At 71.3% G+C, this 26,692-nt stretch carries 25 protein-coding genes; 12 read left to right on the plus strand and 13 right to left on the minus strand.

Annotated elements, in window-relative coordinates:
- Positions 1 to 132: 132 nt before the first annotated feature.
- Genes ACFQO7_RS32560 through ACFQO7_RS32570 form a run of 3 tightly spaced genes read left to right on the plus strand, consistent with a single transcriptional unit; the run spans position 133 to position 3,418 of the window.
- On the plus strand, positions 133 to 1,095 hold the full coding sequence (locus tag ACFQO7_RS32560) for a polyphosphate polymerase domain-containing protein (RefSeq protein ID WP_376809982.1): 963 nt from the start codon (positions 133 to 135) through the stop codon (positions 1,093 to 1,095).
- On the plus strand, positions 1,092 to 1,769 hold the full coding sequence (locus ACFQO7_RS32565; protein ID WP_376809983.1) for a DUF4956 domain-containing protein: 678 nt from the start codon (positions 1,092 to 1,094) through the stop codon (positions 1,767 to 1,769). The genes ACFQO7_RS32560 and ACFQO7_RS32565 overlap by 4 nt, the downstream gene beginning before the upstream one ends.
- Positions 1,769 to 3,418, plus strand: a complete 1,650-nt coding sequence (locus ACFQO7_RS32570) for a CotH kinase family protein (RefSeq protein ID WP_376809984.1) — start codon at positions 1,769 to 1,771, stop codon at positions 3,416 to 3,418. Before ACFQO7_RS32565 ends, ACFQO7_RS32570 begins: the two co-directional genes overlap by 1 nt.
- 32 nt (positions 3,419 to 3,450) lie before the next feature.
- Here ACFQO7_RS32570 and ACFQO7_RS32575 read toward each other — a convergent pair whose 3' ends face one another.
- A complete protein-coding gene (locus ACFQO7_RS32575; RefSeq protein WP_376809985.1) occupies positions 3,451 to 4,431 on the minus strand; it encodes a helix-turn-helix domain-containing protein in 981 nt (326 codons plus the stop codon).
- 103 nt (positions 4,432 to 4,534) lie between these two features.
- Here ACFQO7_RS32575 and ACFQO7_RS32580 point away from each other — a divergent pair, with 103 nt between their 5' ends.
- The 3 genes from ACFQO7_RS32580 (at position 4,535) to ACFQO7_RS32590 (ending at position 7,362) form a co-directional block, all read left to right on the plus strand.
- Entirely contained in the window at positions 4,535 to 5,584 is a 1,050-nt protein-coding gene (locus tag ACFQO7_RS32580) for a saccharopine dehydrogenase NADP-binding domain-containing protein (RefSeq protein ID WP_376809986.1), read from the plus strand.
- Positions 5,585 to 5,593: 9 nt separating this feature from the next.
- Entirely contained in the window at positions 5,594 to 6,229 is a 636-nt protein-coding gene (locus tag ACFQO7_RS32585) for a hypothetical protein (RefSeq protein WP_376809987.1), read from the plus strand.
- A gap of 86 nt (positions 6,230 to 6,315) precedes the next feature.
- On the plus strand, positions 6,316 to 7,362 hold the full coding sequence (locus tag ACFQO7_RS32590; RefSeq protein WP_376809988.1) for a questin oxidase family protein: 1,047 nt from the start codon (positions 6,316 to 6,318) through the stop codon (positions 7,360 to 7,362).
- Here ACFQO7_RS32590 and ACFQO7_RS32595 read toward each other — a convergent pair.
- Positions 7,359 to 9,371 carry a phage holin family protein gene (locus ACFQO7_RS32595; protein WP_376809989.1) on the minus strand — a complete coding sequence of 671 codons (2,013 nt, stop codon included), beginning with the start codon at positions 9,369 to 9,371 and terminating at the stop codon, positions 7,359 to 7,361. The two genes, ACFQO7_RS32590 and ACFQO7_RS32595, sit on opposite strands and share 4 nt — an antisense overlap.
- A 134-nt stretch (positions 9,372 to 9,505) precedes the next feature.
- On the opposite strand from ACFQO7_RS32595, the gene ACFQO7_RS32600 reads away from it, so the two are divergent.
- Entirely contained in the window at positions 9,506 to 10,723 is a 1,218-nt protein-coding gene (locus ACFQO7_RS32600) for an RNA-guided endonuclease InsQ/TnpB family protein (protein ID WP_376809990.1), read from the plus strand.
- A gap of 62 nt (positions 10,724 to 10,785) precedes the next feature.
- Here ACFQO7_RS32600 and ACFQO7_RS32605 read toward each other — a convergent pair whose 3' ends face one another.
- From ACFQO7_RS32605 to ACFQO7_RS32630, 6 genes are all read right to left on the minus strand, one after another.
- The gene (locus tag ACFQO7_RS32605) at positions 10,786 to 11,544 is read right to left on the minus strand and encodes an MBL fold metallo-hydrolase (RefSeq protein ID WP_376809991.1); all 759 of its coding nucleotides are present in this window, start codon (positions 11,542 to 11,544) and stop codon (positions 10,786 to 10,788) included.
- Positions 11,545 to 11,553: 9 nt separating this feature from the next.
- On the minus strand, positions 11,554 to 12,423 hold the full coding sequence (locus tag ACFQO7_RS32610) for a hypothetical protein (protein WP_376809992.1): 870 nt from the start codon (positions 12,421 to 12,423) through the stop codon (positions 11,554 to 11,556).
- Positions 12,424 to 12,443: 20 nt separating this feature from the next.
- Entirely contained in the window at positions 12,444 to 13,754 is a 1,311-nt protein-coding gene (locus tag ACFQO7_RS32615; RefSeq protein ID WP_376809993.1) for a Dyp-type peroxidase, read from the minus strand.
- Between the two features lie 20 nt (positions 13,755 to 13,774).
- Positions 13,775 to 14,788 (minus strand): hypothetical protein, encoded by a 1,014-nt coding sequence (locus tag ACFQO7_RS32620; protein ID WP_376809994.1) that lies wholly within the window; start codon positions 14,786 to 14,788, stop codon positions 13,775 to 13,777.
- A gap of 8 nt (positions 14,789 to 14,796) precedes the next feature.
- Entirely contained in the window at positions 14,797 to 15,330 is a 534-nt protein-coding gene (locus ACFQO7_RS32625) for a hypothetical protein (protein WP_376809995.1), read from the minus strand.
- Positions 15,331 to 15,411: 81 nt separating this feature from the next.
- Entirely contained in the window at positions 15,412 to 16,818 is a 1,407-nt protein-coding gene (locus ACFQO7_RS32630; RefSeq protein ID WP_376809996.1) for an MFS transporter, read from the minus strand.
- Between the two features lie 225 nt (positions 16,819 to 17,043).
- Here ACFQO7_RS32630 and ACFQO7_RS32635 point away from each other — a divergent pair, with 225 nt between their 5' ends.
- A complete protein-coding gene (locus tag ACFQO7_RS32635) occupies positions 17,044 to 17,553 on the plus strand; it encodes a helix-turn-helix domain-containing protein (RefSeq protein WP_376809997.1) in 510 nt (169 codons plus the stop codon).
- Positions 17,554 to 18,286: 733 nt separating this feature from the next.
- Positions 18,287 to 18,772 carry a hypothetical protein gene (locus ACFQO7_RS32640; protein WP_376809998.1) on the plus strand — a complete coding sequence of 162 codons (486 nt, stop codon included), beginning with the start codon at positions 18,287 to 18,289 and terminating at the stop codon, positions 18,770 to 18,772.
- A 106-nt stretch (positions 18,773 to 18,878) separates the two neighbouring features.
- Here ACFQO7_RS32640 and ACFQO7_RS32645 read toward each other — a convergent pair whose 3' ends face one another.
- Entirely contained in the window at positions 18,879 to 19,592 is a 714-nt protein-coding gene (locus ACFQO7_RS32645) for a GNAT family N-acetyltransferase (RefSeq protein WP_376809999.1), read from the minus strand.
- A 140-nt stretch (positions 19,593 to 19,732) separates the two neighbouring features.
- Here ACFQO7_RS32645 and ACFQO7_RS32650 point away from each other — a divergent pair, with 140 nt between their 5' ends.
- Positions 19,733 to 20,416 (plus strand): HEAT repeat domain-containing protein, encoded by a 684-nt coding sequence (locus tag ACFQO7_RS32650; RefSeq protein ID WP_376810000.1) that lies wholly within the window; start codon positions 19,733 to 19,735, stop codon positions 20,414 to 20,416.
- Here the strand turns inward: ACFQO7_RS32650 and ACFQO7_RS32655 are convergent.
- Positions 20,402 to 21,034, minus strand: coding sequence for a DUF998 domain-containing protein (locus ACFQO7_RS32655; RefSeq protein WP_376810001.1), 633 nt, complete (start codon positions 21,032 to 21,034; stop codon positions 20,402 to 20,404). The two genes, ACFQO7_RS32650 and ACFQO7_RS32655, sit on opposite strands and share 15 nt — an antisense overlap.
- 89 nt (positions 21,035 to 21,123) lie before the next feature.
- Here ACFQO7_RS32655 and ACFQO7_RS32660 point away from each other — a divergent pair, with 89 nt between their 5' ends.
- Positions 21,124 to 21,906, plus strand: a complete 783-nt coding sequence (locus ACFQO7_RS32660) for a hypothetical protein (protein WP_376810002.1) — start codon at positions 21,124 to 21,126, stop codon at positions 21,904 to 21,906.
- 15 nt (positions 21,907 to 21,921) lie between these two features.
- Here the strand turns inward: ACFQO7_RS32660 and ACFQO7_RS32665 are convergent, their stop codons facing one another.
- Positions 21,922 to 23,424 (minus strand): class I SAM-dependent methyltransferase, encoded by a 1,503-nt coding sequence (locus tag ACFQO7_RS32665; RefSeq protein ID WP_376810003.1) that lies wholly within the window; start codon positions 23,422 to 23,424, stop codon positions 21,922 to 21,924.
- Between the two features lie 182 nt (positions 23,425 to 23,606).
- Here ACFQO7_RS32665 and ACFQO7_RS32670 point away from each other — a divergent pair, with 182 nt between their 5' ends.
- On the plus strand, positions 23,607 to 24,473 hold the full coding sequence (locus ACFQO7_RS32670; protein ID WP_376810004.1) for an alpha/beta fold hydrolase: 867 nt from the start codon (positions 23,607 to 23,609) through the stop codon (positions 24,471 to 24,473).
- Positions 24,474 to 24,512: 39 nt separating this feature from the next.
- On the opposite strand, the gene ACFQO7_RS32675 is transcribed toward ACFQO7_RS32670, so the two are convergent.
- Both ACFQO7_RS32675 and ACFQO7_RS32680 read right to left on the minus strand, forming a co-directional pair.
- Complete coding sequence (locus ACFQO7_RS32675) at positions 24,513 to 24,995, minus strand: hypothetical protein (RefSeq protein ID WP_376810005.1); 483 nt, start codon at positions 24,993 to 24,995, stop codon at positions 24,513 to 24,515.
- Positions 24,996 to 25,103: 108 nt separating this feature from the next.
- A partial coding sequence (locus ACFQO7_RS32680; RefSeq protein WP_376810006.1) for a glycoside hydrolase family 43 protein occupies positions 25,104 to 26,692 on the minus strand: 1,589 nt, incomplete at its 5' end.

Raw genomic sequence — 26,692 nt, forward strand, 5'->3', positions numbered from 1 at the left:
CTGAGGTTTTCCACGGAGGTTTCTTAGATTGGCTCGCCAGGCTGATCGGTGTTCACCCTCAGCCAACCCGGGGTTCAGGCACCGTTCACCATCGTGCCGAACGTCTTCCGGGGCGAGAGAAACGGTACGCGCATGCGACTGCTCCCGCGCTCAGCGCCGACGGGACCCGACAAGGGCGGCGGCCCGGCCCAGCAGGCATCCGGCAGGACGTCCGACGACCACGGCGGCCACGCGCTGCGCGCCCCCAGCCCGCTGCACGCGTTCAACCGCTACGAGATCAAATACCTGGTGCCGACCGAGCGCCTGTCGGCGATCCGTGCCGAACTGCGCGCCCGGCTCGACCTCGACAGCCACGCCACCGAGGGCGGCTACGGGGTGTGGAGCGTCTACTACGACACCCGGCTGCTGCGCTTCTACTGGGAGAAGATCGAGGGCCTGCGGTTCCGCCGCAAGATCCGGGTGCGCCACTACGGCGACCGCTTCGACATCGACAACGACACGACGGTGTACGTCGAGATCAAGCAGCGGGTCAACCGGGTCACCCAGAAGCGCCGCGTCGCGATGCCGTACGGCGACGCGCGACTGCTGTGCGACGGCCGGCAGATGGTGCGCCACAAGCCCGGCCAGACCGGCTTCCTCCAGGAGGTCCTCGGCCTGGTGCAGGGCCTGGACCTGCGGCCGGTGGCGATGACCGGCTACCAGCGCGAGGCCTACGTCGGCCGCGACGCCGACCTCGGCCTGCGGGTCACCCTCGACCACCGGGTCCGCGGCCGCGACCGCGAGTTCGACCTCGGCTCCGGCGCCGAGAACCGGCTGATCATCCCGGCGTCGCTGTCGGTGCTGGAGGTCAAGGCCAACGACCGCGTGCCGTACTGGCTGACCGACCTGGCTGCCCGCGCCGAACTGTCCGTCGTGCGCGTGTCCAAGTACTGCCAGAGCGTCGAGGCCTTCGGCCGCGCCCCGCGCTCGCTGTTCCACATCCCCGACCACGACGCCGAGGCGTCCGCCCCGGCCGTCGAGGACATCGACAACCCCACCCACCTGGACGTCGCCGCAGCGGAAGCACCGGCACCGATCATGAAGGCAACCCGATGAACTTCGAACTCCAGGACCTCACCGGCACGTTCAGTGTCACCGACATCGTCATGGCCATGGCCCTGGCATTCCTGCTCAGCACGATCATCGGCTGGGTGTACCGGGCCACGCACCGCAACGTGTCCTACAGCCAGTCGTACGTGCAGACCCTGGTCATCCTCGGCATGCTGGTGTCGCTGATCATGCTGGTCGTCGGGTCGAACATCGCGCGGGCGTTCGCGCTGGTCGGCGCGCTGTCGGTGGTCCGCTTCCGCAACGCGATCAAGGAGACCCGCGACGTCGGGTTCATCTTCCTGGTCATGGGCGTCGGCATGGCGGTCGGCACGCGGTTCTACAGCCTCGCCGTGATCGCGACGGTGGCGATCTGCCTGGTCATCTTCGTGATGTTCCGGTTCAGCTGGTTCCAGCTGTCGGTGCAGCGGCAGGTCGTGAAGGTGCAGGTCCCGCCGGAGGGCAACTACACGGCCACGATCAACGACGCGCTCATCGCCCACACCACCGAATTCGAGCTGGTCAGCATGGAGTCGATCCGCGGCGGCGCGCTGACCGAGCTGATGTACACGGTGCGGCTGAAGAAGGGCAGCGAGCCCGGCGACCTGATCGCGGCGCTGAGCCGGCTCACGTCGGGCCAGCGGGTCACGGTGCTCACCGGATACGACCAGACGGACTTGTGATGACCACGAGTCCCGCGACTGAGCCCGCGGCACCGCCGCCGCGGGCCCGGCTCGAGCACCGCGTCCCGGTGCGTGTCCGCCACTACTGGAAGCTGCTGGCCACCTGCGTGGCCGTCGTCGTGGCGCTGGTGGTTGTCGCCGGCAAGGTGCGGATCGCGCCGATCGTGACCAGCCAGGCGGCGGGCAAGCACGACGAGGTCGTGGAGAACATCGACGGCACCGTCGACCTGTTCGACGCCACCGTCGCGCACACCGTCACCATCACCTACACCGAAGCCGACTACCAGCGCATGTTCGACGAGTACATGGAGACCGGCGAGAAGGAGTACGTGCGCGTCGACGCGACCGTCGACGGCACCCTGATCCGCGACGTCGGCGTCCGCCTCAAGGGCAACTCCACCCTGTCCGGCGTCACCCACGAGGGCAGGACCCGGTCGCTGTTCGAGGACCGGGGCGGCCAAGGCGGCCCCGGCGGCCGGCCGGGCATGCCCGAGGGCGGGTTCCCCGGCATGCCGGAGGGCGGGTTCCCGCAGATGCCCGGCGGCGGCGAGGGCGGCAACCAGGGCGGTGGCCGGGGCGGACCCGGCGGGATGATGGGCGGCGGTTTCGGCCGGGCGAGCCTGGACAGCGCCAAGCCCGAGGAACTGCCGTGGCTGATCAGCTTCGACGAGTTCGCCGAAGGCCGCCGATACCAGGGCCGCAGCGAGGTCGCCGTGCGCGTGTCCGGCATGGGCGGCGGCACGACGGTGGTCAACGAGGCCCTGTCGCTGGCCGTCGCGGCTGCCGCCCAGCAGCCCACGCAGCGGTACGCCTACACGGCTCTGCAGGTCAACGGCCGGCCCGTCAAGGCGCGGCTGCTGGTCGAGCACCCGGACGAGGACTTCGCCGACAGCCTCGGCAACGGCGTGCTCTACAAGTCGCTGGCCACGGGACAGTTCACCTACCAGGGCGCGGACCCGACCGAGTACGAAGACGACTTCAAGCAGGTCAACAACAAGGGCAGCCACGACCTCGCGCCGGTCATCGACCTGGTGAAGTGGGCCAACGAGGCCTCCGACGCCGACTTCGACGCCCAGCTGGCCGACCACGTCGACGTCGCGTCGTTCGCCCGGTATCTCGCCCTGCAGAACCTGCTGCTCAACTTCGACGACATGTCGGGACCGGGCAAGAACTACTACCTGTGGTACGACCTGGACACCAAGAAATTCAAGGTCATCAGCTGGGACCACAACCTGACCTTCAGCGGCAGCGCCACGGCCGGACCCCACGACACGATGTCGATGGGCGGCGGCATGGGCGGCTTCCCCGGCGGCGGTGGGGATTTCCAGCTGCCGGAGGGCATGGAGCTGCCGGAGGGGTTCACCCCGCCCGGCGGCGGCCGCGGCGGGATGATGGGCGGCAACAAGCTCAAGGAGAGGTTCTTGGCTTCGGGCGCTTTCAAGAAGGCGTACGAGGACGCCTACCGCGAGCTGTACCAGAAGATCTACGCCGACAAGGCCGCCGAGAAGGCCCTGGACCAGATCGCGGCGACGCTGAACACCGTGCGGGGAGCCGACGCCGCCGCCGTCAAGACCGACGTCGACAAGCTCCGCGCCACGGTCCGGCAGCGCGCCGAAGCGCTGGCCAAGGACACGGTGATCAAGGGCTGACCTGTATCGCCCCGGGATCGAGACAGGGCGGATCAGGACAGGTGGGAGGCCGCCTCCCCGTACGGGAGGTGGCCTCCGGCCGTGCGGAAGGTGCGGCGGTAGGCGTCCGGAGCCACGCCGACGGTGCGGTGGAAGTGCCGGCGCAGCGTGGTGGCGGTGCCCATGCCCGCCGCCTCCGCGATGGCGTCGATCCCGCTGTCGGTGTTCTCCAGCAGCTCCTGCGCGCGGCGGATGCGCTGCGTCGACAGCCACTGCAGCGGGGTGGTGCCGGTCGTCGACTTGAAGTGGCGGGCCAGGTTGCGCGAGCTCATGTTCGCCTGCCTGGCCAGGTCTTCCACGGTCAGCGGGCGGTTCAGCCGCTCCATCGCCCAGGGGAAGAGGTCGGCGAGCGGGTGGTCGTCGCGGGCGGGCACCGGGGTGGTGACGAACTGGGCCTGGCCGCCGGCGCGGTGCGGGGGCACGACCAGCCGGCGGGCGACGGCGTTGGCGACCGTCGAGCCGTGGTCGCGGCGGATGAGGTGCAGGCAAAGGTCGATCGCGGCGGCCTTGCCGGCGGAGGCGAGCACGTTGCCGTTGTCGACGTAGAGCACGTCCGGGTCGACGTCGATCCGGGGGTAGCGGGCGGCCAGCGCCTCGGTGTGGGCCCAGTGGGTGGTGGCGCGTTGCCCGTCGAGGACCCCGGCGGCGGCGAGCACGAACACGCCGGTGCACAGCGAGACCAGCCGGGCACCGGCCCGGTGGGCTGCCCGGACGGCCTCGACCAGGTCGGCGGGCGGTTCGGCGTCGATGTCGTCGATGGCAGGGATGATCACGGTGTCGGCGGTGGCGAGCCGGTCGAGCCCGGCGTCGGGTTCCATCCGGAATCTGCCGATGCCGACCGGGCCGGGGCCGCAGACCACCAGGTCGTACCAGGGGTCGGCCAGGCTGCTGGGGTCGCGGACGAAGATCTCGCAGGCCATGGCGAGTTCGAAGTGGAGCATGCCGTCGGTGGCGGCGAGCGCGATCGTGGCCATGTCCGAAAGTGTATGGGGCGTGGCGTTCCAGACACTCGTCCGGGGCTGCGCCCGTTGGGAGGATCTTTTCAGTCGATCTTTGAAGAGCACTGAGGAGACCAAGATGGGTACGGACAAGACCGTGGCGGTGTTCGGGGCGTACGGGCACACCGGCCGGTTCGTGGTGGCGGAGCTGGCCGCGCGAGGGTTCGTGCCGCTGCTCGTCGGCCGTGACGCGGGCAAACTCCGGGAGCTGGCGGAGTCCCGTCCTGGCCTGGCGCACCGGGTCGCGTCGGCGGACGATCCGGCCTCGCTCGACCGGGCCCTGCGGGGCGCGGCCGCGGTCGTCAACGCCGCCGGCCCGTTCGCCTCGACGGCAGGCCCGGTGATCGAAGCCGCCCTGCGGGGCGGGATCCCATACGTGGACGTGGCCGCCGAGATCGAGGCCAACCTCGACACGTTCGCGCACTTCGCCGGCCGGGCCCGGGAGGCGGGGGTCGCGGTGGTCCCGGCGATGGCGTTCTTCGGCGGGCTCGGCGACCTGCTGGTCACCACGGCGATGGGGGACTGGGCAGCGGCCGACGAGGCGCACGTCGCGTACGGGCTGAGCAGCTGGCAACCCACGGCCGGGACCGTCGTGTCCGGCACCGTCTCGCGGGACCGGCGCGACGGCCGCCGGGTCCGCTACACCGGCGGCCGGATCGAGTACTACGCCGCCGAGCGCGACCTGCCGACCCTGGACTGGGACTTCCCTGCTCCGCTGGGCACCCGGCCGGTCCTCGGGGAGTTCACCATGGCCGACGTCGTCACCGTCCCCAGCCACCTGGAGATTCCCGAGGTGCGCACGTACATGACGGCCGACGCGGCCAGGGACCTGGCGTCGGCGCACAGCGCGCCGGTCGCGGTCGACGACAGCGGCCGGTCCGCGCAGACGTTCGTGGTCGACGTCGTCGTGCGCTCCGGCGACACGCAGCGCCGTGTCGTGGCCACGGGTCGGGACATCTACGCGATCAGCGCACCGCTGGCGGTCGAAGCGGTCCACCGCATCCTCGCCGGGCAGGCGAAGACGACCGGGGTCGCCTCGGCCGGCGAGATCTTCGACGCGGCCGACTTCCTTCGGGCGCTGTCGGCTCACCTGTCGGTCGAGCCGCGCCACGAGTCCCGCGTGGCATGATGCTCCGCCGTGGGCAACTCGACCGTGTACCGGATCTACACCAGCGACGACCTCGACGCCGTGTACGCCAAGGCACAGCGGCTGCTCGACCTGCGCTCGCCCACCTGCTGCCCGGCGCGCGTCGACGCGTGCATCGAGGTCGACACCCATCGGGACCTGGCCCGTTACCTGACCCTGAACGGCGCGCACCTGTCGATGTCGGTCCCCGCGGAGCTCTTCGAGCAGTTCGCCGCGGCACTGGACCCGCATCTGCCGACCGCCGACCGGATGACCCGGCGACGGGACGGCAGCGCGTACCTGATGGCCGACCTGACCGAGGCCGTCGTCACCGTGCTGTCCGGGCTCCCGCTGCTCGACGGCACGATCTTCACCCGGGAGCACGACCTGCACGACGACCCCGCCGATCTCGTGGTCGCGGCGGTGGGCTGCGACCCGGCGACGATCGCCTGGCACGTGTGCTGGCCGGGGCGGTGCAATGGGGCCGGGTTCGAGCTGGGCCTCAACGGCATGGAGATGTACGACCGTGATCCGCCGCCGGGCCACAGCCTGTACGTGCACGTCGGCGCGTACGAGGAGGAACTGGCGCAGGGACTGGCTCGCGCGGTCCGGGGCGGCATCCTCGGCGACGCCGCGAACGGCTGGTGACCTACCGACGTCCGGCAGCGCTGCAAGATTGTCACAGCTCAGCGGCTATTGACATCAAGTCTGCTTGAAGTCACATGCTGTTGAGCATGGAAAACGGGGTTCTCGACGAGGTATACCAGCGGCTGCAGCACACCGGGCCGGAGCGCGACGGCTGGCTGTCCAACCACGCGCCCATGGCGGCGGAGGCACTGGTCCGGCATGGCCACGCCGACCAGGTGCACGCCTGGATCGACGGCTACCGCGACCGGCTGTCCGAACGCCCGCGCGGCATCCAGCGCATCTCCGCCGGCGAGTGGCGCGATCCGCTGGGCGACCCGGTGCGCACCGGCGACTGGCTCACCTTCTTCGAACGGCAGCTCACCGAGCGGCCCTGGCGCGAGGTGCTGATCCAGTGGTGGCCCCGGCTGCTGCCGGGAGTGGCCGCCGGGGCCACGCACGGCGTCATCAGGGTCGGGCACGCGGTGCGCGCCCTGCTCGACAGCGAGCAGGACGGCACGGCGACCCCCGCCCGGGTGGCCGAGCTGGGCGCGGGCCTGGGCTACTGGGCCGCCCGCTGGCAGCCGCTCGCACCGGCGGGCAAGGGCCCGTACCGGTCCAGCGATCCGCGCTCGGCGCTCGACGCCGTGCCCCGGGTGCCGCACCAGCGATCCGGGATCCGCAACCGGCTCGCACAGCTCGCCGACCTGCCGGGGTGGCCGGAGTCGGCCGGGGCGGTGCCCGGCGACGCCGAGACGAACGCGCCGGACCGGATCGCGGCCATCGTCGAGGCGGCGGCGCTGCGGTTCGGCACGCACGGGCACGGCAACCCGGTGATGCTGGTGCACGCGACCACCGCGCCGAACGCGATCGCACGGGTGCTGCCGGTGCTGCCGGCCGCGCTGTGGGAGCCCAGCATCCAGGCCGCGTGGGCCGCGACGGCGGCGGTGACGAGCGCGTACTCGCCCGCCGAGGCCCGGCCGATGCCGGTCCGCGGAGCGACGGACCCGGCCGACCTGATGGCGCGCGGGCTGCACGACCGGGACTCGCACGGGATCAAGTTCATCGACGCGGCCCTCGACGTGCACCGGCGCACCGGCGAGCAGGCGGTGCTGGACGTGGCGACGTACGCCAACGATCTGATCGTCAGGGGCTAATCGGGCGGCGGTGTCCGCAGTCCGAGGTCCTCCAGCCAGCGCACCAGCTGCCGGTGGACCGCGTCGGCGCCGACGAGGGCGTCCGGCGCGGTCCATCCGGCCGGGTGGATCAGCACCGGCCGGGTCTGCCACCCGCCGAGCCCGCCGTGGCAGCCGACGAGCTCCTCGAACGCGGCCACCTCACCGGTCGCCGGATCGAGCAGGCTGTTGAGCACGATGTCGCCGACGTGCGGCAGCGTGTCGTGCCGCCGCAGGTCGTCGGCCGCGTGCGGGCCGAACGGGGCGAGGGGGTCCGTGCCGTCGACCCGCCCGCCGGTGAGGTGGTGGACGCCGTCGCGGCCGAGCACCACCGGTCCACGGGCCCGGGACCGCACCATCGCGAACCCGATGCCCGGGTGGGTGACCAGGCCGGTGAGCAGGTTCGGGTGCCGGGCCTCGATCTCCTCCAGCGTCAGCCGGCGGCGCTCCCGGGCGAGGTAGACCATGCCCAGGTTGCCGGACGCGACGACGACCAGTTCCGCACCCGCGGCAGGCCCCGGCGCGGTTTCCGGCTCGCGTGCCTCCAGCATGTCGTGGGTCAGCCGGCCGACGGCCTTCCGCTCGCCGCCGATCTCGGTGAGCAGGGCCCGGACCCGGCCCCACTGCTCGTTTTCGGGCGCGGTCGCCACGTCCGCGCCGTCGCCCGCCATCAGCTTTCGGACCAGGGCCTCCAGCGTCGTGCCATACCGCTGCAGGAACGTCGCGCCCTGGCTCTGCCCGTGGTCGGACAGGACCACGATGTGGTACGGCCGCGGCGCGCTGCGCGCGAGCTGCTCCAGCGTGCCCAGCACCCAGTCGATGCCGTCCAGGGAGGCCAGCGACTCGGCCCGGGTCGGGCCCGCGTGGTGGGCGATCTCGTCGTAGTCGACGAAGTCGCAGTACAGGGCCGGTGCGCCCCGCATCATGTGCTCGGCCGCCAGGTTCAGGTTGAGGTCGCGCAGCAGCACGTTGGTCACGCCGCGCAGCGCCATGTAGGACGCGGCGCGGTGCACCCGCGGTTCGATGTCGCGGGCCCGCTGCCGACGGGCCTGGAACACCTCCTTGACCATCTCGCCGGCGGTCAGCACCAGCGAGCGGGTCAGCCCGAACGGGTCGACGAGATAGCTGCTGACCTCCCGGGTGGGGCCGCGCCGGCTGCCCTTGCGGGCCGTCGTGCTCATGGTCAGCAGGCTCACCGGGGCGTCGCCGGAGAACACGTTGGACAGGCTCACCCCGCCGTCGGCGAGCAGGCCCCGCCCGTCAGAAAAGCCGCGCTCGACGTACTCGGCGTCCTTGGGGTGGTTGGTGACCACGAGCCGGCCCGTCTCCTTCTCCAGCCAGCGGAACGCGGGCACGTGCGCACTGGCCCCGTGCAGCAGGCCGGCCTGGCTGGCGGGAGTGGTCGCGGGCAGCTGGGCGTGCCATTCGGCCAGCGTGTGGCTGCCCGAGCGGATCCAGCGGGTCAGCGTCGGCAGGTTGCCCGCCTGGATGGCCCAGCGGGCCAGCGGCGCCGACAACCCGTCGATCTGGATCATCAGTACGCCGGGGACCGCGGTGGCGACGGCTTCGCGGCGGGTCGTCTTCGTGGACCGCAGCAGGTGCGCGAGCATCGCCGAGTTGTCGCCCGCGGTGACGAGCCACATCCCGGCGCTGACCAGGATGGAGTAGATCCACGACGCCCAGAACGCGGGCCAGAAGCCGTCCACCGTGATGTGCGGGGCGAGGATCAGCGCCAGGTACACCAGCAGCGACTGGGTCAGCAGCCAACCCGCCACGACCCCGGCCCAGCCGAGCCGGGCGGCGAACGCGGCGAACAGCGGCCGCAGCACCGCGGCGGCGATCGCGAGCAGCACCGCGGCCAGCAGGACGTCCCATCCGGTGCTCGCGGACAGGCCCGGCGTGACCGCGATCGCGATGCTCAGCGCCGCCCAGTCGAGCAGCAGCACCACGATCGCCGGGCGCAGCCGGCCGCCGAGGCGGTGGAGGTTCACCGGAACCTCCGAAGGATGCCCCGTCCTTCAGGACGGGGAGGAATTCGGACTCCTGCGCAGCAGGGCAAGGAAAGGCGATTCGCCCGCAGGGCGGACCGCCGTCGACTGTCAGACCCCGCCGCTAGGTTGGGACCATGACCGCCACGCCGCCGGATGATGCCGGTCATGCCCGGTACATGTACCGGCTGCGCGTGTCCAAGGCCGCGGCCACCTCGCTGGAAGCCGAGTGGGCCCGCTGCCGTTGGGTCTGGAACGAATGCGTCCACCAGTCGAAGGCCGCGCACCATCAGTCCAGGTCGACCGGCGTGAAGGTAGCCCGGGGTCCGGCGCAGCTCGACAAGATGCTGACCGAGGCCCGCTGCCGCACCGCGTGGCTGCGCGAAGGGTCGTCGGTGCCGCAGCAGCAGGTGATACGGGACTTCGGCAAGTCCCGTGCCAAAGCGCTGAAGGACATCAAGGACCGGCTGCCCATGGCACGTCGAGCTGGGATGCCCCGGGTGAAGAAGAAACACCACAGCGACCCGAGCCTGAACTACACCCGCCGCGGCTTCCGCCTGAAGGACGGCAAGCTGCACCTGGCGGGCGGCGTCGTCGTGACCGTCGTGTGGTCCCGCGAACTCCCGGCCGACCCCAGCTCGGTGCGCGTGTACCGCGACAACCTCGGACACTGGTACTGCTCGTTCGTCATCGCCGCACCGATCGAGCCACTGCCCGCGACCGGCAGTGTGATCGGCATCGACTGGGGCGTGAAAGAGGTCGCGACCACCACCAGCGACGCCCATGACCTTCCCCACCCCGAGCACGGGCGTAAGGCCGCCGCAAGGCTGGCCCGCTACCAGCGCCAGATGTCGCGCCGCGAACGACCCAAGGGCAAGCCGCAGAGTCGGGGCTACCGCGAGGCGCAGCGGCAGGCCGCGAAGCTGCACAAAAAGGTGGCCCGTCAGCGGCAGGACACGGCCCGTAAATGGGCCAAGGCCGTGGTCGCCGACCACGACCACATCGCGGTGGAGGACTTCCGGCCGAAGTTCCTCGCCAAGACCACCATGGCCCGCAAGGCCGCTGACGCCGCCATCGGCGCCACCACAGCCGCACTGGTCGAGATGGCCCGCAAGCATGGCCGGGACGTCCGGCCCGTACATCCCGCGCATACCACGATGGACTGCGCGCATTGCATGACGAGAGCCAAGCATGCACTGCCGCTGGGGGAGCGCACCTATACCTGCACCGCGTGCGGAGCCGTGTCCCCACGGGACAAGAACTCCGCCCGCGTGATGCTTGTCAGGGCTGGTCTGAGCCCTGCTGGTGCTGAGGGCATAAGACCACCTGAGCCGCTGGCTCGGGTGGCTGCCTGAGCCAGGAATCCTCATAAGCCCTGAAGGCGGGAAGAATCCCCCGCCTTCAGGCGGGGGAGCAGTCAAGGCAGCCATGTCAGCCCGCTGCCGGGGGCCAGCACCCGTACCTCGGTGGGCAGCTCGCGGGCCGCGACGGCGGCGGCGAAGGCGCGGGCGGGTTCGCGCAGCCGGTCGCGGTAGAAGACGCGCAGGCCGTACGGGAACAGCGTGCCCCAGTGGATGGGCACCGCGCGGCGCGGCCGCAGCAGGGCGACGGCTTCGGCGGCCCGCTGCGGGTCCAGGTGTCCCGGGCCGAGGTTCGGTCCCCAGCCCCAGACCGGGATCAGGGCGAGGTCGAGGTCCGGGGACAGGTCGCGCATCCCGGCGAACAGGTCGGTGTCGCCGGCGAAGTAGACGGCGCTGCGCGCGGACCCGATGAGGTATCCCACCGCGGCGGCCCACGGCCCGAACGGCTCCCGCCTGCCGTCGTGCACCGCCGGGGTCGCGGTCACGGTCAATGCGCCGACCGTGTGGGACTCGCCCGCCTTCAGCGTGACCACCTGGCGGAAGCCCCGCCGCCGCAGGAAGTCCCCGGCTCCGTCGGGTGCGACGAGGCGCACGTCGCGGCCGAGCAAAGCGAGCGAGCGCAGGTCGCAGTGGTCGTGGTGCAGGTGTGACAGCACGACCACGTCGACATCGGCGTGGTGGTGGGCCGGCACCGGCGCGGCGACCCGGCGCAGGAACGTCAGGCGGCCGCGCAGCACGGGATCGGTGAGCACGCGTACGCCGTCGAGGTCGAGCAGGACCGTCGAGTGGCCGAGGAACACCAGCGAGCACGCCACCGGGACCTCTCAGCTCCGGGGCTCGCCGCGGCGGCGGGCGAGGGCCGCGGTGATGGGGATGGCCGCGCAGAGCCCGCTGAGCAGGATCGCGGCGAGCGCGCCGAGCACGGCGGGCTGGTCGCTGAACGCGATCCCGATGGCGGCCAGGGCCGGGCCGAGGTTGCGTACGGCGGTGACGGCGCCCATGGTGGTGCGGCGGGCCGGTGACCCGGTGGACAGCAGCGTGCCCAGGCCGAAGGCGAGGACGGAGAACAGGAACCCGGCCAGCAGCGCCCGCGAGCCCAGCAGGTCGACGACGTCGCTCCAGCTGCCCAGCAGCATCCCGGCGAGCACGATCAGGAACGTCACGTTGGACACCTTGACCGCGGCCGGATGCCAGGACAGGGCCGTGTCGGCGGCGTAGTGGCGCAGCAGCAGGCCGATCGCGAACGGCACGAGCTGCAGGATCGCGACGGTGCGCACCAGCGCGCCGACGTCGAGCGAGACGCCGCCGCCCACGTCGGCCGCGGTGAGCAGCACGTTGGCGGTCAGCGCGAAGGTGACGCTGCCGATGGCCGCGAGCAGCACCTGCATGGCGGCGCCGGTGGTGACGTCACCGCGCTGGATCATGCCGAGCTTGGCCCCGAACGGCCCGCCGGGCGAGCAGGCGATCAGCAGCAGCGCGATGAACGGCGCGGTCGCGAGCTGCAGCAGGGCGGCCAGCCCCCAGCCCAGCAGCGGGACGACGACCAGGTTGGCCAGCAGCACGAGCACGAGCAGGGGCACGTCGGTGAACGCCCGGCGCAGGGCGGGCACGGTCGCGCCGAGGCCCGCCGCGAACATGGTCGACGAAATGAAGATCACGGTTATCGCGTTGAGCAGCAGCTGCAGCGTGTCCACGTGGCCTCCGGCCGGTCAGGTCAGTCGGTGAGCTCGCCGAGCCAGCGCAGGGCGCTGATGCCGGGCATGAACGCGTACTCCCCGCCGCGGGTGGTGACGAAGCGCGGCACCTGCGGCAGTCGCCGCCGCACCGGCCGCCGGGGGATCGTGTAGTCGGACAGGCCCTCGCCGAGCCCGGCGATCGGGTCGCGGGCAGCGCCTCCGCCGAAGAACACCCCGTCGTTCATCCACTGCGTCTGCGCGAACTCGAACTGCCTGCCCAGGTGCGCGCCCACGAACGCGAAGATGAGGCCGCGGTCGGCGCCGTCGTCGTCGAGCATGCCCTCGGGCAGCAGCGGCCCGTACGCGGTGCCGCGCCTGATCATGCGGTGCAGCCGGGGTTCGCCGGCCACGGCCGAGTCGCGGGGATTGGCCCGGCGGACGTGGCTCCCGCAGGGGGTGGCGAAACCGTCGGGGTCGTCGTCGCGGAACAGGAAGGCGTTGTTACGTTCGTGGTCCGCGCCGAGGTCGGGATCGTCGCGCTGCGGGCACAGGGCGAGCGGGGCGCCGCTGCGCCAGCGGCCCATGAGCTTGGCGGCCAGCTGCTCCTGCTCGTCGGGTCCGGCCGAGTTGTCCCGCAGGAAGCGCCGGAACGCGGCCACGTCCTGGCGCAGCTTGCGGAAGGCAACGTAGCTGCCGTTGCGGCCGAGCACGTCGGGTGTCGTGGTCTGCACGCCGCCGAGCTCGTCGGGGTAGCCGAGCACGAACTCGCCCGCCGCGAGCGGCTTCTCCAGCGGGTTGGACCCGGCGATGCCGCTGCCGTCGACGGCCGGGTGGCTGATGCCGTCGCGGTAGCCGAACGGCTCGGTCTCGGTGGGCAGGGCGTGGCAGTTCTGCCGCCAGATCGCGGTCACCCCGGGCAGCTGTTCGTACGCGGGCCGGGCCTGGTCGATCGCCGCTTCCAGGGTCGGCGTGTCCGGCGCGAGCGCGACGAGCACGACGTGCACATCCGGGCTGCCCAGTGGTGCTTCCCAGTGTTCGGTTCCGTTGTCGCCGGTGTCGCCCAGCGCGGTGGCGCGGGCGGCCATGCCCTGGCGGAACTCCCAGGCGAGCGTGTCCAGCGACGGCTGCGGCACACCGAGCGCCCGCAGGCCGGAGTGGGTCACCGCGACGCTGACCCAGGTCTCGCCCAGCGGGCTGATCGTGTCGGCGGCGCTGGTGACCACGGCGGCGACCCGGCGCATCAGCTCTCGCCCGTCGGCCCGGTCGTCGATACGGAACAGCAGGTACGTCGCCGCATACGGGGACGGGCGAGGGCTGAGCACCCCGCGCTGGATGTCGTGCAGTTCCACGCTCCGCCTCCCCGGTGCCGCTAGAGCGTGACGATGTTGCGCCAGAAGGCGCGCAGGCTGTCGTCGGCGCCGAACAGGGTGCTGAAGATGGTCGAGTCGGCCATCAGGATGTCGCCGGCCCGCTCGCCCGCGGGCGGCAGCCACAGGAACATGTTGAACTCGGTGTTGCCCGCCTCGGTGAACGGATGCGGCCGGGACAGGTCGATGGGCTGGCGGCCCAGCACCCGTACGGCCTGCTCGTCGGCGGTCGTCACGGCGTAGTGCGGCAGGTGCATGTGGAAGTTGAAGCTGGTCACGTCGGTCAGCCAGCCCATGGTGTCGCGGTCGCGGTCGATCGACAGCGGGGCGATGCGTTTGGGCGCGGCCACGGCCGGGCGCAGGCCGTAGCGGTTCTCCACCGGCACCCCGAGCCCTTCCATGAGCGAGCGGGTGTACCGGCCGAAGCGCTGCTGCCGTGGCACGAGCGCGTCGCCGTGGTGGTGGTACTCCACGTCGCGCACTGCCAGGTCGTCACCGGCGCCGACGTCGTGGTGCGGGCCCAGAACCAGGCGGGTGCCCTCCCGGGCCGTCCACTCGCGCAGCGCGGCCACCTCCTCGGCGGTGGCGTCCTGGCCGGTGACCATGTGGTCGAGCCCGAAGACGAACAGCGTGTCGGTGTCGGCCAGCACCCGCTCGTCGAGCGGGGTCATCACGCCCGCCTGGTCGACGCGTTGGTACATCGCCACCGGGTGGCCGGTGGTCTCGGCGACGAAGTCCTGGAACGGCACCCAGGCCCAGAAGAACAGCTCCAGCGCCCCGGCGATGCCCTGCTGGAAGCGCATCGGGTCGGACCACTGCGGTTCCTCGTACGCGGGCCAGGTGACCCGGCGCACCTCGGTCATCGTGGAGAAGCGGTTGTCCAGCTCGGCAGGGTTGCGCCCGGCCTCGGCCGGATAGCTCCACGCCACGTAGATGCTGACCCGCCGCCGTCCCGGCGTGTACGGGCGGGGCTGGTGGCGGGTGTTGTAGACACGGGCGGGGCGCTGGTCGGTCATCGCTTTCCTCACTGCAGCTGGTCGAGCATCTCCGACAGCGCGTTCTTGACGCGCAACGCCTTCTTGATCTCGTCGGCGGTGACGTACGGGTACTCGCCGTACTCGATGAAGCTGGGGCACTGGTGCTCGCGCACGAAGCGGATGAACGCCTCCGGGTTGGTCTTCCAGTCCTCCGGGAACCCTTCGAGGTTTTCGAACGCCGTGTTGACCCCTGACTTGCCGAACAGCGCGACTGCGTCCTCGGTGTACTTGTCGAAGTCGGTGTCGAAGATCCCCTGGTACATGAACCGGGTGTCGTCGTCGAACAGGACCCACCGCAGGTAGTGCAGCTTCAGCGGGGCCAGCAAGTACGGGTCGGCCTCCAATGCCTTGGCCAGGGTGTTGCCGTACTCGCGCATGGTGTCCGCGCGGCCGGGCTTCACCTTCGCGATGATCGTGAACCCGTAGCAGGCGGGCGTGCGGGGGAAGACCGGGCCGTACTTGCCCTGTTCGAGATGGCTGGTGTCTTTGGGGATCACCATTGCCGCGGGCTTGATCTCCATGGCGTCTCCCCTCGCAGGCACCCCGTGAGCACGGTGGCGACCAGCCGATTATCCCCAGATGGCAGGCTGAAAATGGCGAAATCAGGGCATAGAGGGTGTTGTTGTCCTCGGCAGCTTCGCGGCCGCGAACAGCCCGGCCAGCGCCACGACGGCCAGTACGGCCATGGCCAGCCCGTACGCCCGCCCGGGGGTCGCGGTGATGCCCGCGACCAGGATGGTGCCCGCGACGGCGGTGCCCAGCGACGAGCCGAGATTGGACACGCTGCGCGACAGCCCGGAGATCTCGCCCTGCAGGTCGTCACCGAAGCTGGACTGCACCACGTTGACCGACGGGGTCAGCATCAGGCCCAGCCCGAGCCCGATGAGCAGCAGTCCCGGCGCGAACGCCCAGACCCCGGGCGTCCCGGCGACCAGGGCGAGCAGCACGAGCACACCGACCGCGGTGAGCACGAAGCCCGCCTGGATCAGCGTGCGCTGCGGGCGGCGTTTGGCCAGTCGCTCGGCCGCCAGTGACGAGACCAGCAGACCGACCGTCGCGGCGGTGAAGATGACGCCGGTCTGGATCGCGTCGTAGCCCCGGACCACCTGCAGGTACGCCGCCACCGTGAACGAGGTGCCCATCAGGATCAGCCACTGGGCGTTCTGCGTGATCAGGCCCAGGTTCGAGGTGCGGTTGCGGAACAGTGCGGTCGACAGCAGCGGCTCGCGGCCGGCCCGCTCCTGGGCGCGTACCCACCGGAAGAACAGGAACAGCAGTAGCACGCCCGCGGCGATCAGGCCGAGCATCAGCCAGGCGTTGTCGTCGGCGGCGAGGATGCCGGCCACGACGAGGATGAGCCCGGCCGCCGACAGCACCGCGCCGCGGGTGTCGAACGGGCGGGTCGGGTCCGGTGGCAGCGGGTCGAGCACCTTGCGGCCCAGCACGATGATCACCGCGATCACCAGGGCCTGGAACACGAACGCCCAGCGCCAGCTCAGCGCCGAGGTGATCAGACCGCCGATGAGCGGGCCCGCCGCGGCCCCGACGCCGCCCATCGCGCTGATCGCGCCGAACGCCTTGGCCCGTGCGGTGACGCCGGTGAACAGCAGGGTGGTGAGGATGTAGACGGGCGGGATGAGCAGCGCGGTGCCGACGCCCTCCAGGATCGAGTTGCCGAGGATGAGCACACCCAGCCCCGGTGACACGGCGCTGAGCAGCGCGCCGATGCCGTAGAGGATGAGGCCGGCGAGGAAGCAGCGCTTGCGGCCGTACCGGTCGGTCAGCTTGCCGCCTGGGATCATCAGGGCGGCCATCACCAGCAGAAAGATCGTGATGGCGATCTGGACGCCCTGGACCGTCGTGTTCAGATCCTGGCTGATGTCGTTGATCATCACGTTCATGTTCGAACCGGCGAAGCTGCAGATGAACTGCGCGAGCGCGAGCGGTACGAGCATCTGCCGCAGGGCCCGCGCGGGCGGCTCGGCGGCGGGGGATCGGGCCGTCGTCATGGGTGCCTCCTCGATCGCCCGTGTGCGTGGGCCGCATCGAGCAGCCTGTCCAGGCTCTCCACGCGCCCGATCGCAGGGCGCGGGTGTCCTACAGCGTATTGAGCGTGTCTGTTTCATGTCGTTATATTGCAAATCGCCGATGATAAACCTCGTGTTCGTTCACATCGGGAGTCAGCAGCGAGCACCCGGTTGCGTTTTTGGTGTTTGTTGCGGCATGGTGGATGCATGGAAAGCAGCTCCGACGATCTTCTGACCACGACCGAGGCAGCCGCGCTGCTGCGCTCGTCGCGTCAGCACGTCGTCGACCTGTGTGAGCGGGGAGTCCTGCCTTTCGTCAGGGTGGGCACGCACCGCCGCCTCTCCCGGGCGGACGTGCTGGCTCTGCTGCGCCCCGAACTCACTCGCGACCAGCTCAAGTCGTTGTGGCTGCACCGCGCCGTGGCTGGCCGCCTCGTCGCCGACCCTGACAAGGTGCTGGCGGACGCCGCCGAGAACCTGCGCCGGCTCAAGCGCGTACACCCGGACGGTATGGCGGCGATGTGGCTCGAGCGCTGGCGGCAGGTCCTCGACGCGGGAACCGAGGCGGTGCTCGACGTCTTGACATCGCGCAGTCGTGACGCCGCCGAGCTGCGCCAGAACTCGCCGTTCGCGGGCGTGCTGCCCGAAAGCACTCGCCAGGCGGTGCTGGTCGCGTTCGCAGAGCACTACCACGCGCGACTCGGCGGAGCCGGCTGAACGGCACCGGGCCGATTATCTATATTGTTCGATTCATCCTTTCTGGGTAGTTCGCCTGGAGCCGGTCGGTGCACGTCTGAGCTGGACAGCCGCCCTATGTGTCAGCGGTAGCCCACCGTGTTCCCTATGCCCCATTCCATGGCTATGCGGCAGGGTTGTTCGCGTGGCCGCAACCGGACGCCTCCCGGCGATCCGCGCAGCGGCACCCGACACAGGAGGCCGCCCGTGGTGCACCAGCCGCTGACCCGGCGAGGCCGACGTTTGCTCGCCACCGGTGCGCTGGCCGCCACCACCGTGCTGGTCGCTGCCGGTGCTGTCGCAGCCGCGGCTCCCTGGCGCGGCTCCGCACAGGTGCCGGTCGAAGGCCACGCGGCCGGAAGGTGGCCCAGCCCGTCGGCGCACGCCGGGCCGACAGCCGCCCCAGCGGCCCCGACACCGACCGGAACCGCCCGACCGGGCACCGACGAGCCGGACGCGTCAGCGTCCGCCAGCCCGTCGCCGATACCGACTGCGTCGCCGTCGCCGTCGGCCGTTTCGCCGCCGGCCGGCGAGACGCTGCCTGATCCGGCTCCAGACGCCGTGCCCTCAGCGACCCCGATCCCCGAAAGCGCGACGGCCGACCCGTCGCCGCCTGTCCCCGCGACGCCCGCGTCCGCGGCGTAACACCACGTCAACCAGCAGCCGGTGCGCCGTGTGGGCGCGCGGGCCGACTCACCCTGTCCAGGAGGACGTCATGACGCACCACCGGATCACCAAGCGGACCGCCGTCGTCGGCACGGCCGTGCTCGGCACCATCGTGGCAGCCACCGCCGCGTGGGCCGTCTTCGGCTCCACCATCGTGGCCGGAGCCAACGGCGGAGCCGAGATCGTCCAGGAGATCACCGTCGTCGGGGAGCAGCTCAGCTCGCCGCTGCTGCCGGGCGAGTCGTCGAACGTGAAACTGGCCATCCACAACCCGAACTCGAACGTGCGGGCACAGGTCACCGGCATCAGCCCCGGCACGGTCACGGTCAGCGGGGTGGCCCCCACAGACGTGGACACGTGCAAGGCGTACGTCGTCACGAACCAGGGCATGTACCCGGCGCTGCCGACGCTGGCCAAGGACGGCGACTTCGACTACACCATCGGCGACGGCGTGAAGCTCGGCGACGCACCCCTGATCTGCCAGGGCATGAAGTGGACGACGAACTGGAACGTGACGTTTCAGGCAGTTCGCTGACCGGGTGGCGGCGACCGGCGTGCTCCCGGTGACGGGCGGTCCCGACGTCGTATCGCTGCTGCTCACCGCGGCCGGTCCGGCCACCCCCTTGCCCGTCGTCCCGGCGTCAGCTGTGGTCCGACCGGAACGCGGCCGGAAGATGCTCCTCGGGAATGTGCACCGAGCCCATGGTGATCGGCCGCCGCAGCCGGAAACCGAGCCGTTCATACATGGCGTACGCGCCAGGGTTGCCGTCGCTCACGTGCAGGAAAGCCCGCTCGCCCCGCTCGCGCATACCGGCGATCAGCGCGCGGACCAGCCGCATGGCCAGGCCCTGGCGGCGGTGGGCGGGGTCGGTGCAGACGGCGCTGAGCTCGTTCCAGCCGACCGGCCGCAGGCGCTCCCCGGCCATCGCCACCAGCGCCCCGCCACGGCGGATGCCCAGGTAGGTGCCCAGTTCGAGGGTGCGCGGCGTGAACAAGCGGCCGTTGCGGTGCCGGGCCACGAACGCCACGATCTCGGGCAGGTCGGCCGGGCCCAGCCGCACGGCCTCGTCGTCGTACCGCGGCTCGACATCGTCCTCGACGAGCTGCAGGCCGGGCCCGACGCCGGTGACCTTCCAATCGTCGTACGGCGCGACGACGACGCCCGCGATCGGGGCCCGCTCGGGGCCGACCAGCGCGGCGGCGTCGGCCCAGTCCTCGGCGGTCGTCGGATGCGGGATCGCGATGAACCTCGACAGCTCCGGTGGATAGCGCAGAATGCGGCCACGCCGCTGCGCCAGGTGGGCGTGCGGCCCGGTCAGCGCGGATCGCACGGGGTCGTCGAGCGGATCGGCCATTCTGATCCCCAGGTCGCTGCGAAGGCCGGCGCGGACTCCAGCCCGACCCTGACGGTCGTGAATGGAGTCTAGATTCGGCGGCCAAGGCCGCGCTGGGCTCCGGCGCGAAACCCCGTTGGGTGGCGACCGACAATGGCCTGATGGGGAATCAGGACCGCAGGGTCGAACCGGCTCGGATGCCGGACGCGGAGTTGTTCGCGGCAGCGGCGACCGAGGTCGCCGAGGGCGACCCCCTCGGCCCGGCTCCACACCTGGTCGCCCTGCACGAGCGGCCGACCCGGGCGGTGTACGCCACCGCGGTGAGCTTGCTGGACGACGAGGACCCGGACGTGCGCGAACTCGGCGTGCGGGTCCTGCGCGAACTGGGGCGGCAGGACGAGGCGGGACGCAGGCCGTTCAGCACGGAGGCGATACCGCTGCTGGTCGGGCGGCTCGATCGGGAGCAGGACCCGTACGTGCTCCAGAACGTGATCTCGGCGCTCGGGTACAACGCGGCGCGGGAGGCCCTCGACGAGGTGCTCCGGTTCACCGGGCACCCGAACCGGTGGGTCCGCTTCCACATCGCGGCGGTGCTTCCGGCGCTGGCGGACCAGGAGCGGATCGAGCCGAGAGCGCTGGAGGCGCTGCGGTCGCTGTGCCGGGACGACGAGGCCGACATCAGGTACTACGCCCTTTATGCGATGGTCGAGGAGGTCTCGGGCGCTGATCCCGAACTCGTCGCCCGGTCACTCGCCGACCTGGTGGACGACCCCGACGAGCAGATCCGTGAGCTGGCCCGGGTCCGCCTGGCCGCCGGGGAGGGCGGCCGATCAGCGCCGGACTGAGCCCGCGCGCCAGATCACCGCGCCGAGCACGACCGTCCAGACGGTGAGCGGGTCGAAGCCGAGCCGTTCCGTGCCGCCGACGCCCAGCCCGAGATGCAGCCCGCTGGCGAACAGCACGCAGCCGACGATCCCGACGACGCCCATCGTGAGCGAGAAGACCCGCTCGCGCCGCCGCTCGCGGGGTGTGGCCAGGCCGAGCAGCAGCGGGCTGAGCGCGGCCGGGAACTGCAACCCCGCCCCGACCAGGTGCAGCGGCATGTTCACGTCACCGGGCGCGAGGCCGACCAGCACGGCGCCGACGCCGCTGACCGCGATCAGCGCGAGCCCCGACCCCACCAGGCGATGCCGCGGCCACCAGCCCCGGGTCGTCAGCGCGCCGACCGTCGTGCACAGGCCGACCAGCATGAAGGTCACGTTCATCAGCACGTGCCGGGGCGAGCAGAGGACGACGCCGGGCCGCCACGATTCGTCCGAGGTGGTGCATATCGCGTTGCCGAGATCGCTGATCGTATTGTCGGCGTAGCTGTACGCCGGATCCCAGGCCGCCGCGACGACCGGCTGCACCAGGAAGTAGACGACCGTCAGCATCCAGCAGGCCGCACCCAGCCGTTGTCTCACCCGGTCGAGATTAGACCGATCGGCCGGGATACGCGGTCCCGGCAAATTGTCGTACCGGGGGCGGCCTGGTCGCGGTTACGGTCGAGCGCATGGACCGGCTCTCCGAGATCACTTTCCGGCTGCCCGACACGGCGGAATCCCGCGCCTTCCTCGACGGCCTGCGGCTGCTGCTCGCCGACGTGCCGTACGCCGTGGCGTCCGTGGATCGCCTGACGCTCACCCCGCCGTGGTCCGGCGAGGCCCGCCCGGTGACCACGTTCGCGCTGGCCGACGTGGCCGCGCCCGAGGTCGCCCTGGACACCGGGCAGGTCGTCGGCCTGGTGACCGGCCCGGGGACCGACGCGGTGGTCCTGCCGGCCCGGGTCGAGCTGCCCGACCTGGCACGCCGTCTGTCCGGCCGCGTGCGCCGGGTGGACCACACGGGCGTGAACCTGCCCGTCGGCACCTCCGCCGAGCAGTGGGACGACCTGGTGGGCGCGGTCGCCGCCGCGTCGGCGATGTATCGCTACCCCGACGGCGAGCCGTGGCCGTTCGTGCTGCCCGCGACGCCGAAGGAGCTGGCCGACGACATCCGCGACTTCACGGTCGGCCGTGAACCCCGGTTCGAGCTGGTCCGCGAGCAGCGGCTCACCCAGACGTCGTGGCAGATCGCCCTGTGGACCGACCTGACCCGCGAGGAGCTGGAGGTGCTGTTCCCCGAACCCGAGGGGCTGACCTTCCCGGGTCTGGCGGACATCTTCCGGGTCGTCCCGGTCCGCCATCCGTGGTCGGACCTCGGCATCCGGTTCGACCTCTGCTACCGGGGTGAGGGCGGCCCGTCGGACTGGGAGACCGGCGAGTGGCTGGTCACCGAAGGCGGCCGGATCCGCTGACCCCGACTGCCGGTCTCACGAGTTCAGCGGGCGGCGGGCGACCGCCAGCAGGTGGGTCACCGGCCAGTCCAGCGGCGTGCCGTCGAGGTCGGTGAGCGCGGCGACCGGGGCGATCCGGTTGTCGACGATCCAGTCGTTGCGGTTGGTCCCCGAGGCCGGGTCCAGCTCGAAGCCGACGTCGGTGAGCAGCCGCCGCCAGTCCGCGTACGCCATGCCGCAGAACTGCTCGCGGGTCTCGGCCAGCCAGCTCGCCGAGTAGTCCTTGCGGGTCAGGTAGTCCATGGCGTCGCCCAGCGAGAGCCGGACGGTGTCGCCGGCCGGGACGTGCGGCACGCCGAAGGCGAAGTCGACCGTGAACTGGTCGAAGCGGGCCCGCGTGGACAGCTCGGCGACATAGGCCGCGACCTGCGCGGACGGCAGGCCGGCCAGGTCGGTGCGCGGCCGGTCGGGGTTCTCGCCGTCGCCACGCTCCAGGCGCAGCAGCACCTGCCGGTCGCGCTCGTCGGGGCCGCAGACGTCGCTGTTGATCCAGACCCCGCCGGGCGCGGTGTGGTCGAAGATGGCCTGGGCGAAGGCGCGCAGCGACTTCTCCTGGTCGCCGTACGACCAGATCTCGTGGGTCAGCGCGAAGGTCAGCGTCGTGTTGATCGAACGCGCGGGGAACACCGCGCCGCCGAGCACGTTGCGGCGGTAGAAGAACACGTTGGGGTTGGCGAAGACGCCTTGCGCCTTGCGGTGCACGCACTCGTCGAACAGGTGGCGGGCGACCTCGACCCCGATCAGGTCGCTCTCGCGCAGGGCGGGTTCGCGGTCGGCGAGTTCGAGCACGGCTCCCGCGCCGCAGCCGATGTCGACGACCCGCCCGGGCTGCACGTGCTCGCGGGCCGTGGCCCATTTGCGGGCGGCGCTGTCGGCGAACGCCTTCACGTAGGCGCGGTAGTCGCGGGTCGCGGTGAGGCCGCCCTCGTCGCCGACGACCGGGTCGTTGACGACGGTGCGCACGGTCTCGACGAGGCGGTAGCGGTCGAACACGTCGACGGTTGCGGGATGGGCCAGCTCGCGCCACGTCTCGTCGCCCGCGGCCAGGCGCAGCAGCACGTCCCAGGGGCGTTCGGCGGCCGGGGACTGCCCGGCCTCGACGGGGTCGATCGCGAAGCCGAGCCGTTCGTACAGCGCGGCGACGTCGGGGGTGGAGCAGGCCACGACGGTGTTGTGCGGGGTCAGCTCGATACCGGTGGCGGCGGTGATGTTCTTGATCGTGACTTCGGCGAACCGCGGCGTCGGCGGCATGTCGAAGACCGGCACCACCACCGAGCGCAGGCCGGTGGTCGCGCTGAAGCGTTCGACGGCCGCCTCCCGCCGGTGGTACGGGACCGGGTTGCGGCGGGTGTTGTCGTGGTTCGCCGAGGTCACCGCCCAGACGATGGTCGCGCCGTGCCGGGCGACCAGCTCGACGAGCCGGTCGGCCTGAAACCGGGTGAGCAGGTGGTGGCGTCCGGGGAACAGCACGAATTCCATCGGAACTTGATACCGCATGCGAGGGCGGAGCTTCCATCGCAGGTCGGCGGCGGGGCGCGGGACTATGCTGGCTGAGGCATTTGCCCGTTTCGGTGAGGCCGGGAAAGTTCCCGGCCGGGCACCGATGAGTTTCCCGGGCGGCGGCGGTCTACCTGGACATGACCCGAGAAGGAGTGGCACCGATGACTGACGCGAAGACCCACACCCTGGACGTTCCCGGCGCGGTCCTGCACTACGACGTACGCGAGAACGCCGACACCACCGAGCCGGCCCTGCTGCTGATCGGCTCGCCCATGGACGCGCGCGGGTTCACCACGCTCGCCGGATACTTCCCCGACCGCACCGTGGTCACCTACGACCCGCGCGGCGCGGAGCGCAGCGTCCGCACCCCGGACGCGGGAGAGTCGACCCCCGACGTGCACGCCGACGACCTGCACCGGCTGATCGCCGAGCTCGGCGGGGGACCGGTCGACGTCTTCGCCAGCAGCGGCGGGGCGGTCAACGCGCTGGCCCTGGTCGCCCGGCACCCGGCCGACGTGCGCATCCTGGTCGCCCACGAGCCGCCGGCCGGGACCCTGCTGCCCGACCGGGAGCAGGCGCTCGCCGCGATCGAGTTCATCCGCGACACGTACCAGGCGAAGGGCTCCGGCGCGGGCATGGCGGCCTTCATCGCCGCGGTCGGCCACCAGGGCGAGTTCCCGGCCGACTACGCGGTCGCGCCCGACCCGGCGCAGTTCGGCATGCCTGCCGAGGACGACGGCTCCCGCGACGACGTGCTGCTGGGCCAGAACCTGATCAGCTGCACGCACTACGAGCCCGACCTCGACGCCCTGCGTACGGCGTCGACCCGGATCGTGCCGGCCGTCGGCGAGGAGTCGGCGGGCACGATGGCCTACCGCGGCGGGGTCGCGCTGGCCGAGCGGCTGGGCACGACCGCGGTGGTGTTCCCCAGCAACCACGGCGGCTTCATGGGCGGCGAGTTCGGCATGCCCGGCAAGCCGGCGGAGTTCGCGGCCAAACTGCGCGAGGTCCTCGCCGAGAACGCCTGACGTTTGCGGGCGGGACGGCCGGTGCGCCGTCCCGCCCGGTCAGGCGGTGCGGGACAGGTCCATGACCCAGTTCACCCGCCACGTCAGGCCCTCGTCGTACGAGAACGACTGCTGCCACCGGGCGGTGTCCACGCCGTCCCGGGTCCACTCGAAGCGGACCTTGACCGGATGACCGCCGAGCACGTCCTCGCAGTCGAAGACACCCCGCCCGTCGCGCCACGCGCCCTCGACGGGCGGGTCCAGGTGGCCCGGGTTGCGGCTGGAGGCCCACCAGATCCGCCAGACCCGGGCCTGCGGGTCGAACTGCCGCAGCGTGAACCCCTCGAACGGCTGCTCGCCGGGCGGGGCGTCGGTCCAGATGCGGTCGACGTGGCCCAGCCCGCCGAGGATCGGCTCGGCCTGGGCGGTGGCGTCGAACTCGACCCACTCGGCGCAGGCCGGATCGGTGACGTCGCGCAGCTTGCGGTTGCGGACCAGCCACCGGCCGAAGATGAAGTCGAAGTCGGCACGGCCGTCGTTCACGGTGGTCTCCCTGAGGCGATGAGGTCGGTCGCCGAGGATCATGCCGCCCACCACCGACAGTGGGCCGGTGCGGAGCGGCGGATCCGCACCGGCCCTGCGCCGTTCGGGTTACGGGGTGGTCAGGTCGAACCGGGAGACGGTGACCGAGCCGCCCAGGGCCTGGGTGGCGTAGTTGAAGATGCCGAAGCGGTAGCCCATGAAGAACTGCCAGGCGTTGTTGAGGGTGAACGCGGAGCCCAGCGCGGTGAAGTTGGTTCCGTCGGTGCTGTAGGAGAAGCGGGCCTGGCGTCCGCTGCCGGGCCTGATGTCGGCGTTGACGCGCAACCAGATCCGCCCGCCCGAGATCGAGGCGGAGGCGTTCTCGCTGCCGGTGCCGGTGGTGTTCCAGCTGCTGTCCATGGTGAGCCCGTTGGTCATGACGACCCTGGTCGTGCCGTTGTCGCGTTTGACGCCGATCCACGCCGACTGGTCGCGCAGCATCGCCAGGCCCGCCCGGTCGCCGTCGCGCATCGTCGAGTAGTCGAGGGTGATCGTGGCGGTCGAGGTCGGTCCCTGGATGCGGTGGGTCAGGGTGTTGCGGGCGTTGTAGAGGTCGTTGGTGACGGTGGCGGTCTGCAGGCGCAGGCCGCTGCCGACCGACCAGCGGCTGTTGTCGGGGTTGTGGTTCCACTCGTACTGCGGGCCCAGCGTGCTCGCGGTGAAGCTGTCGCTGCCGATCATCGGTTTGACCTGGCGGGGCGGGGTGGGCAGGTTCGGCTTGGGGTAGCTGGCACCCCAGGCGCCGTTGACGAGCTGGAGCTGCGGCCAGCCGTCCGACGTCCAGGTGACCGGCGCGAGCACCGGGATGCGCCCGCCGGGGTAGGAGTCGACGAAGGCCAGGTAGTACCAGGCGCCGTTCTGGGTCTGGACGAGGCCGCCCTGGTGGGGCACGCCGCCGCCGGAGACCGGGCCGGGCAGGTTGAGCAGCAGCTGCTGCATCGTGTACGGGCCCCACGGGCTCGACGACTTGAGGATGTACTGCCCGTTGGCGGGACGGGTGAGGAAGATGTAGTAGCTGCCGTTGCGCTTGTAGAAGCGGGCCCCTTCCAGGGTGCCGACGCTGGACGGGGTGGTGAACACCTGCTGGGTGCGCACCTGGCTGAGCCCGTCGGACGACAGCTGCGCGACGCTGATGTTGGAGTTGCCGTAGGCGACGTACATGGTGTCGTCGTCGTCGACGAGCAGACCCGCGTCGTAGTAGCAGTTGTTGATCGTGGATCGCTTCGACCAGGTGCCGTCCACGGCCGAGGCCGTGTACACGTAGGTCTTGTTGAACTCCATGCAGCCCATCCAGTAGAAGGTGCTGTTGGAGGGCCGGTAGTTGAGCGTGGACGCCCAGATGCCCTTGACGTAGGCGCGTCCGTTGCCGTTGAGGTTGTACGCGTTGGAGTGGTCCAGCGTCGGCACCGAGTGCCCGGCGAACTCCCAGTTGACCAGGTCGTACGAGCGCAGGATCGGCGCGCCCGGGGAGTAGTGCATGGTCGAGGCGGAGTAGTAGTAGGTGTCGCCGACGCGGATGATGTCGATGTCGGCGAAGTCCTGCCACAGCACGGGGTTGGCGTAGGTGCCGCCCGACGGCGGCGGCGAGGACGACGCGCTCGGCGACGGGGTGCTGCCCCCGACGCGGACGAGCTGCCACTGCTGGTTGGCGCCGCCCC

Origin of the sequence: Catellatospora aurea (assembly GCF_042663325.1) — a bacterium.
GTDB lineage: Bacteria > Actinomycetota > Actinomycetes > Mycobacteriales > Micromonosporaceae > Catellatospora > Catellatospora aurea.

What these genes read in the sequence shown, in the direction of transcription:
- ACFQO7_RS32565 (WP_376809983.1), top strand. Translation starts at nt 1,092, where the DNA reads ATGAACTTCGAACTCCAGGACCTCACCGGCACGTTCAGTGTCACCGAC.
- ACFQO7_RS32645 (WP_376809999.1), bottom strand. Translation starts at nt 19,592, where the DNA reads ATGGCCGATCCGCTCGACGACCCCGTGCGATCCGCGCTGACCGGGCCG.
- ACFQO7_RS32620 (WP_376809994.1), bottom strand. Translation starts at nt 14,788, where the DNA reads ATGACCGACCAGCGCCCCGCCCGTGTCTACAACACCCGCCACCAGCCC.
- ACFQO7_RS32650 (WP_376810000.1), top strand. Translation starts at nt 19,733, where the DNA reads ATGGGGAATCAGGACCGCAGGGTCGAACCGGCTCGGATGCCGGACGCG.
- ACFQO7_RS32640 (WP_376809998.1), top strand. Translation starts at nt 18,287, where the DNA reads ATGACGCACCACCGGATCACCAAGCGGACCGCCGTCGTCGGCACGGCC.
- ACFQO7_RS32590 (WP_376809988.1), top strand. Translation starts at nt 6,316, where the DNA reads ATGGAAAACGGGGTTCTCGACGAGGTATACCAGCGGCTGCAGCACACC.
- ACFQO7_RS32575 (WP_376809985.1), bottom strand. Translation starts at nt 4,431, where the DNA reads ATGGCCACGATCGCGCTCGCCGCCACCGACGGCATGCTCCACTTCGAA.
- ACFQO7_RS32630 (WP_376809996.1), bottom strand. Translation starts at nt 16,818, where the DNA reads ATGACGACGGCCCGATCCCCCGCCGCCGAGCCGCCCGCGCGGGCCCTG.
- ACFQO7_RS32560 (WP_376809982.1), top strand. Translation starts at nt 133, where the DNA reads ATGCGACTGCTCCCGCGCTCAGCGCCGACGGGACCCGACAAGGGCGGC.
- ACFQO7_RS32570 (WP_376809984.1), top strand. Translation starts at nt 1,769, where the DNA reads ATGACCACGAGTCCCGCGACTGAGCCCGCGGCACCGCCGCCGCGGGCC.
- ACFQO7_RS32580 (WP_376809986.1), top strand. Translation starts at nt 4,535, where the DNA reads ATGGGTACGGACAAGACCGTGGCGGTGTTCGGGGCGTACGGGCACACC.
- ACFQO7_RS32635 (WP_376809997.1), top strand. Translation starts at nt 17,044, where the DNA reads ATGGAAAGCAGCTCCGACGATCTTCTGACCACGACCGAGGCAGCCGCG.
- ACFQO7_RS32660 (WP_376810002.1), top strand. Translation starts at nt 21,124, where the DNA reads ATGGACCGGCTCTCCGAGATCACTTTCCGGCTGCCCGACACGGCGGAA.
- ACFQO7_RS32670 (WP_376810004.1), top strand. Translation starts at nt 23,607, where the DNA reads ATGACTGACGCGAAGACCCACACCCTGGACGTTCCCGGCGCGGTCCTG.
- ACFQO7_RS32600 (WP_376809990.1), top strand. Translation starts at nt 9,506, where the DNA reads ATGACCGCCACGCCGCCGGATGATGCCGGTCATGCCCGGTACATGTAC.
- ACFQO7_RS32665 (WP_376810003.1), bottom strand. Translation starts at nt 23,424, where the DNA reads ATGGAATTCGTGCTGTTCCCCGGACGCCACCACCTGCTCACCCGGTTT.
- ACFQO7_RS32625 (WP_376809995.1), bottom strand. Translation starts at nt 15,330, where the DNA reads ATGGAGATCAAGCCCGCGGCAATGGTGATCCCCAAAGACACCAGCCAT.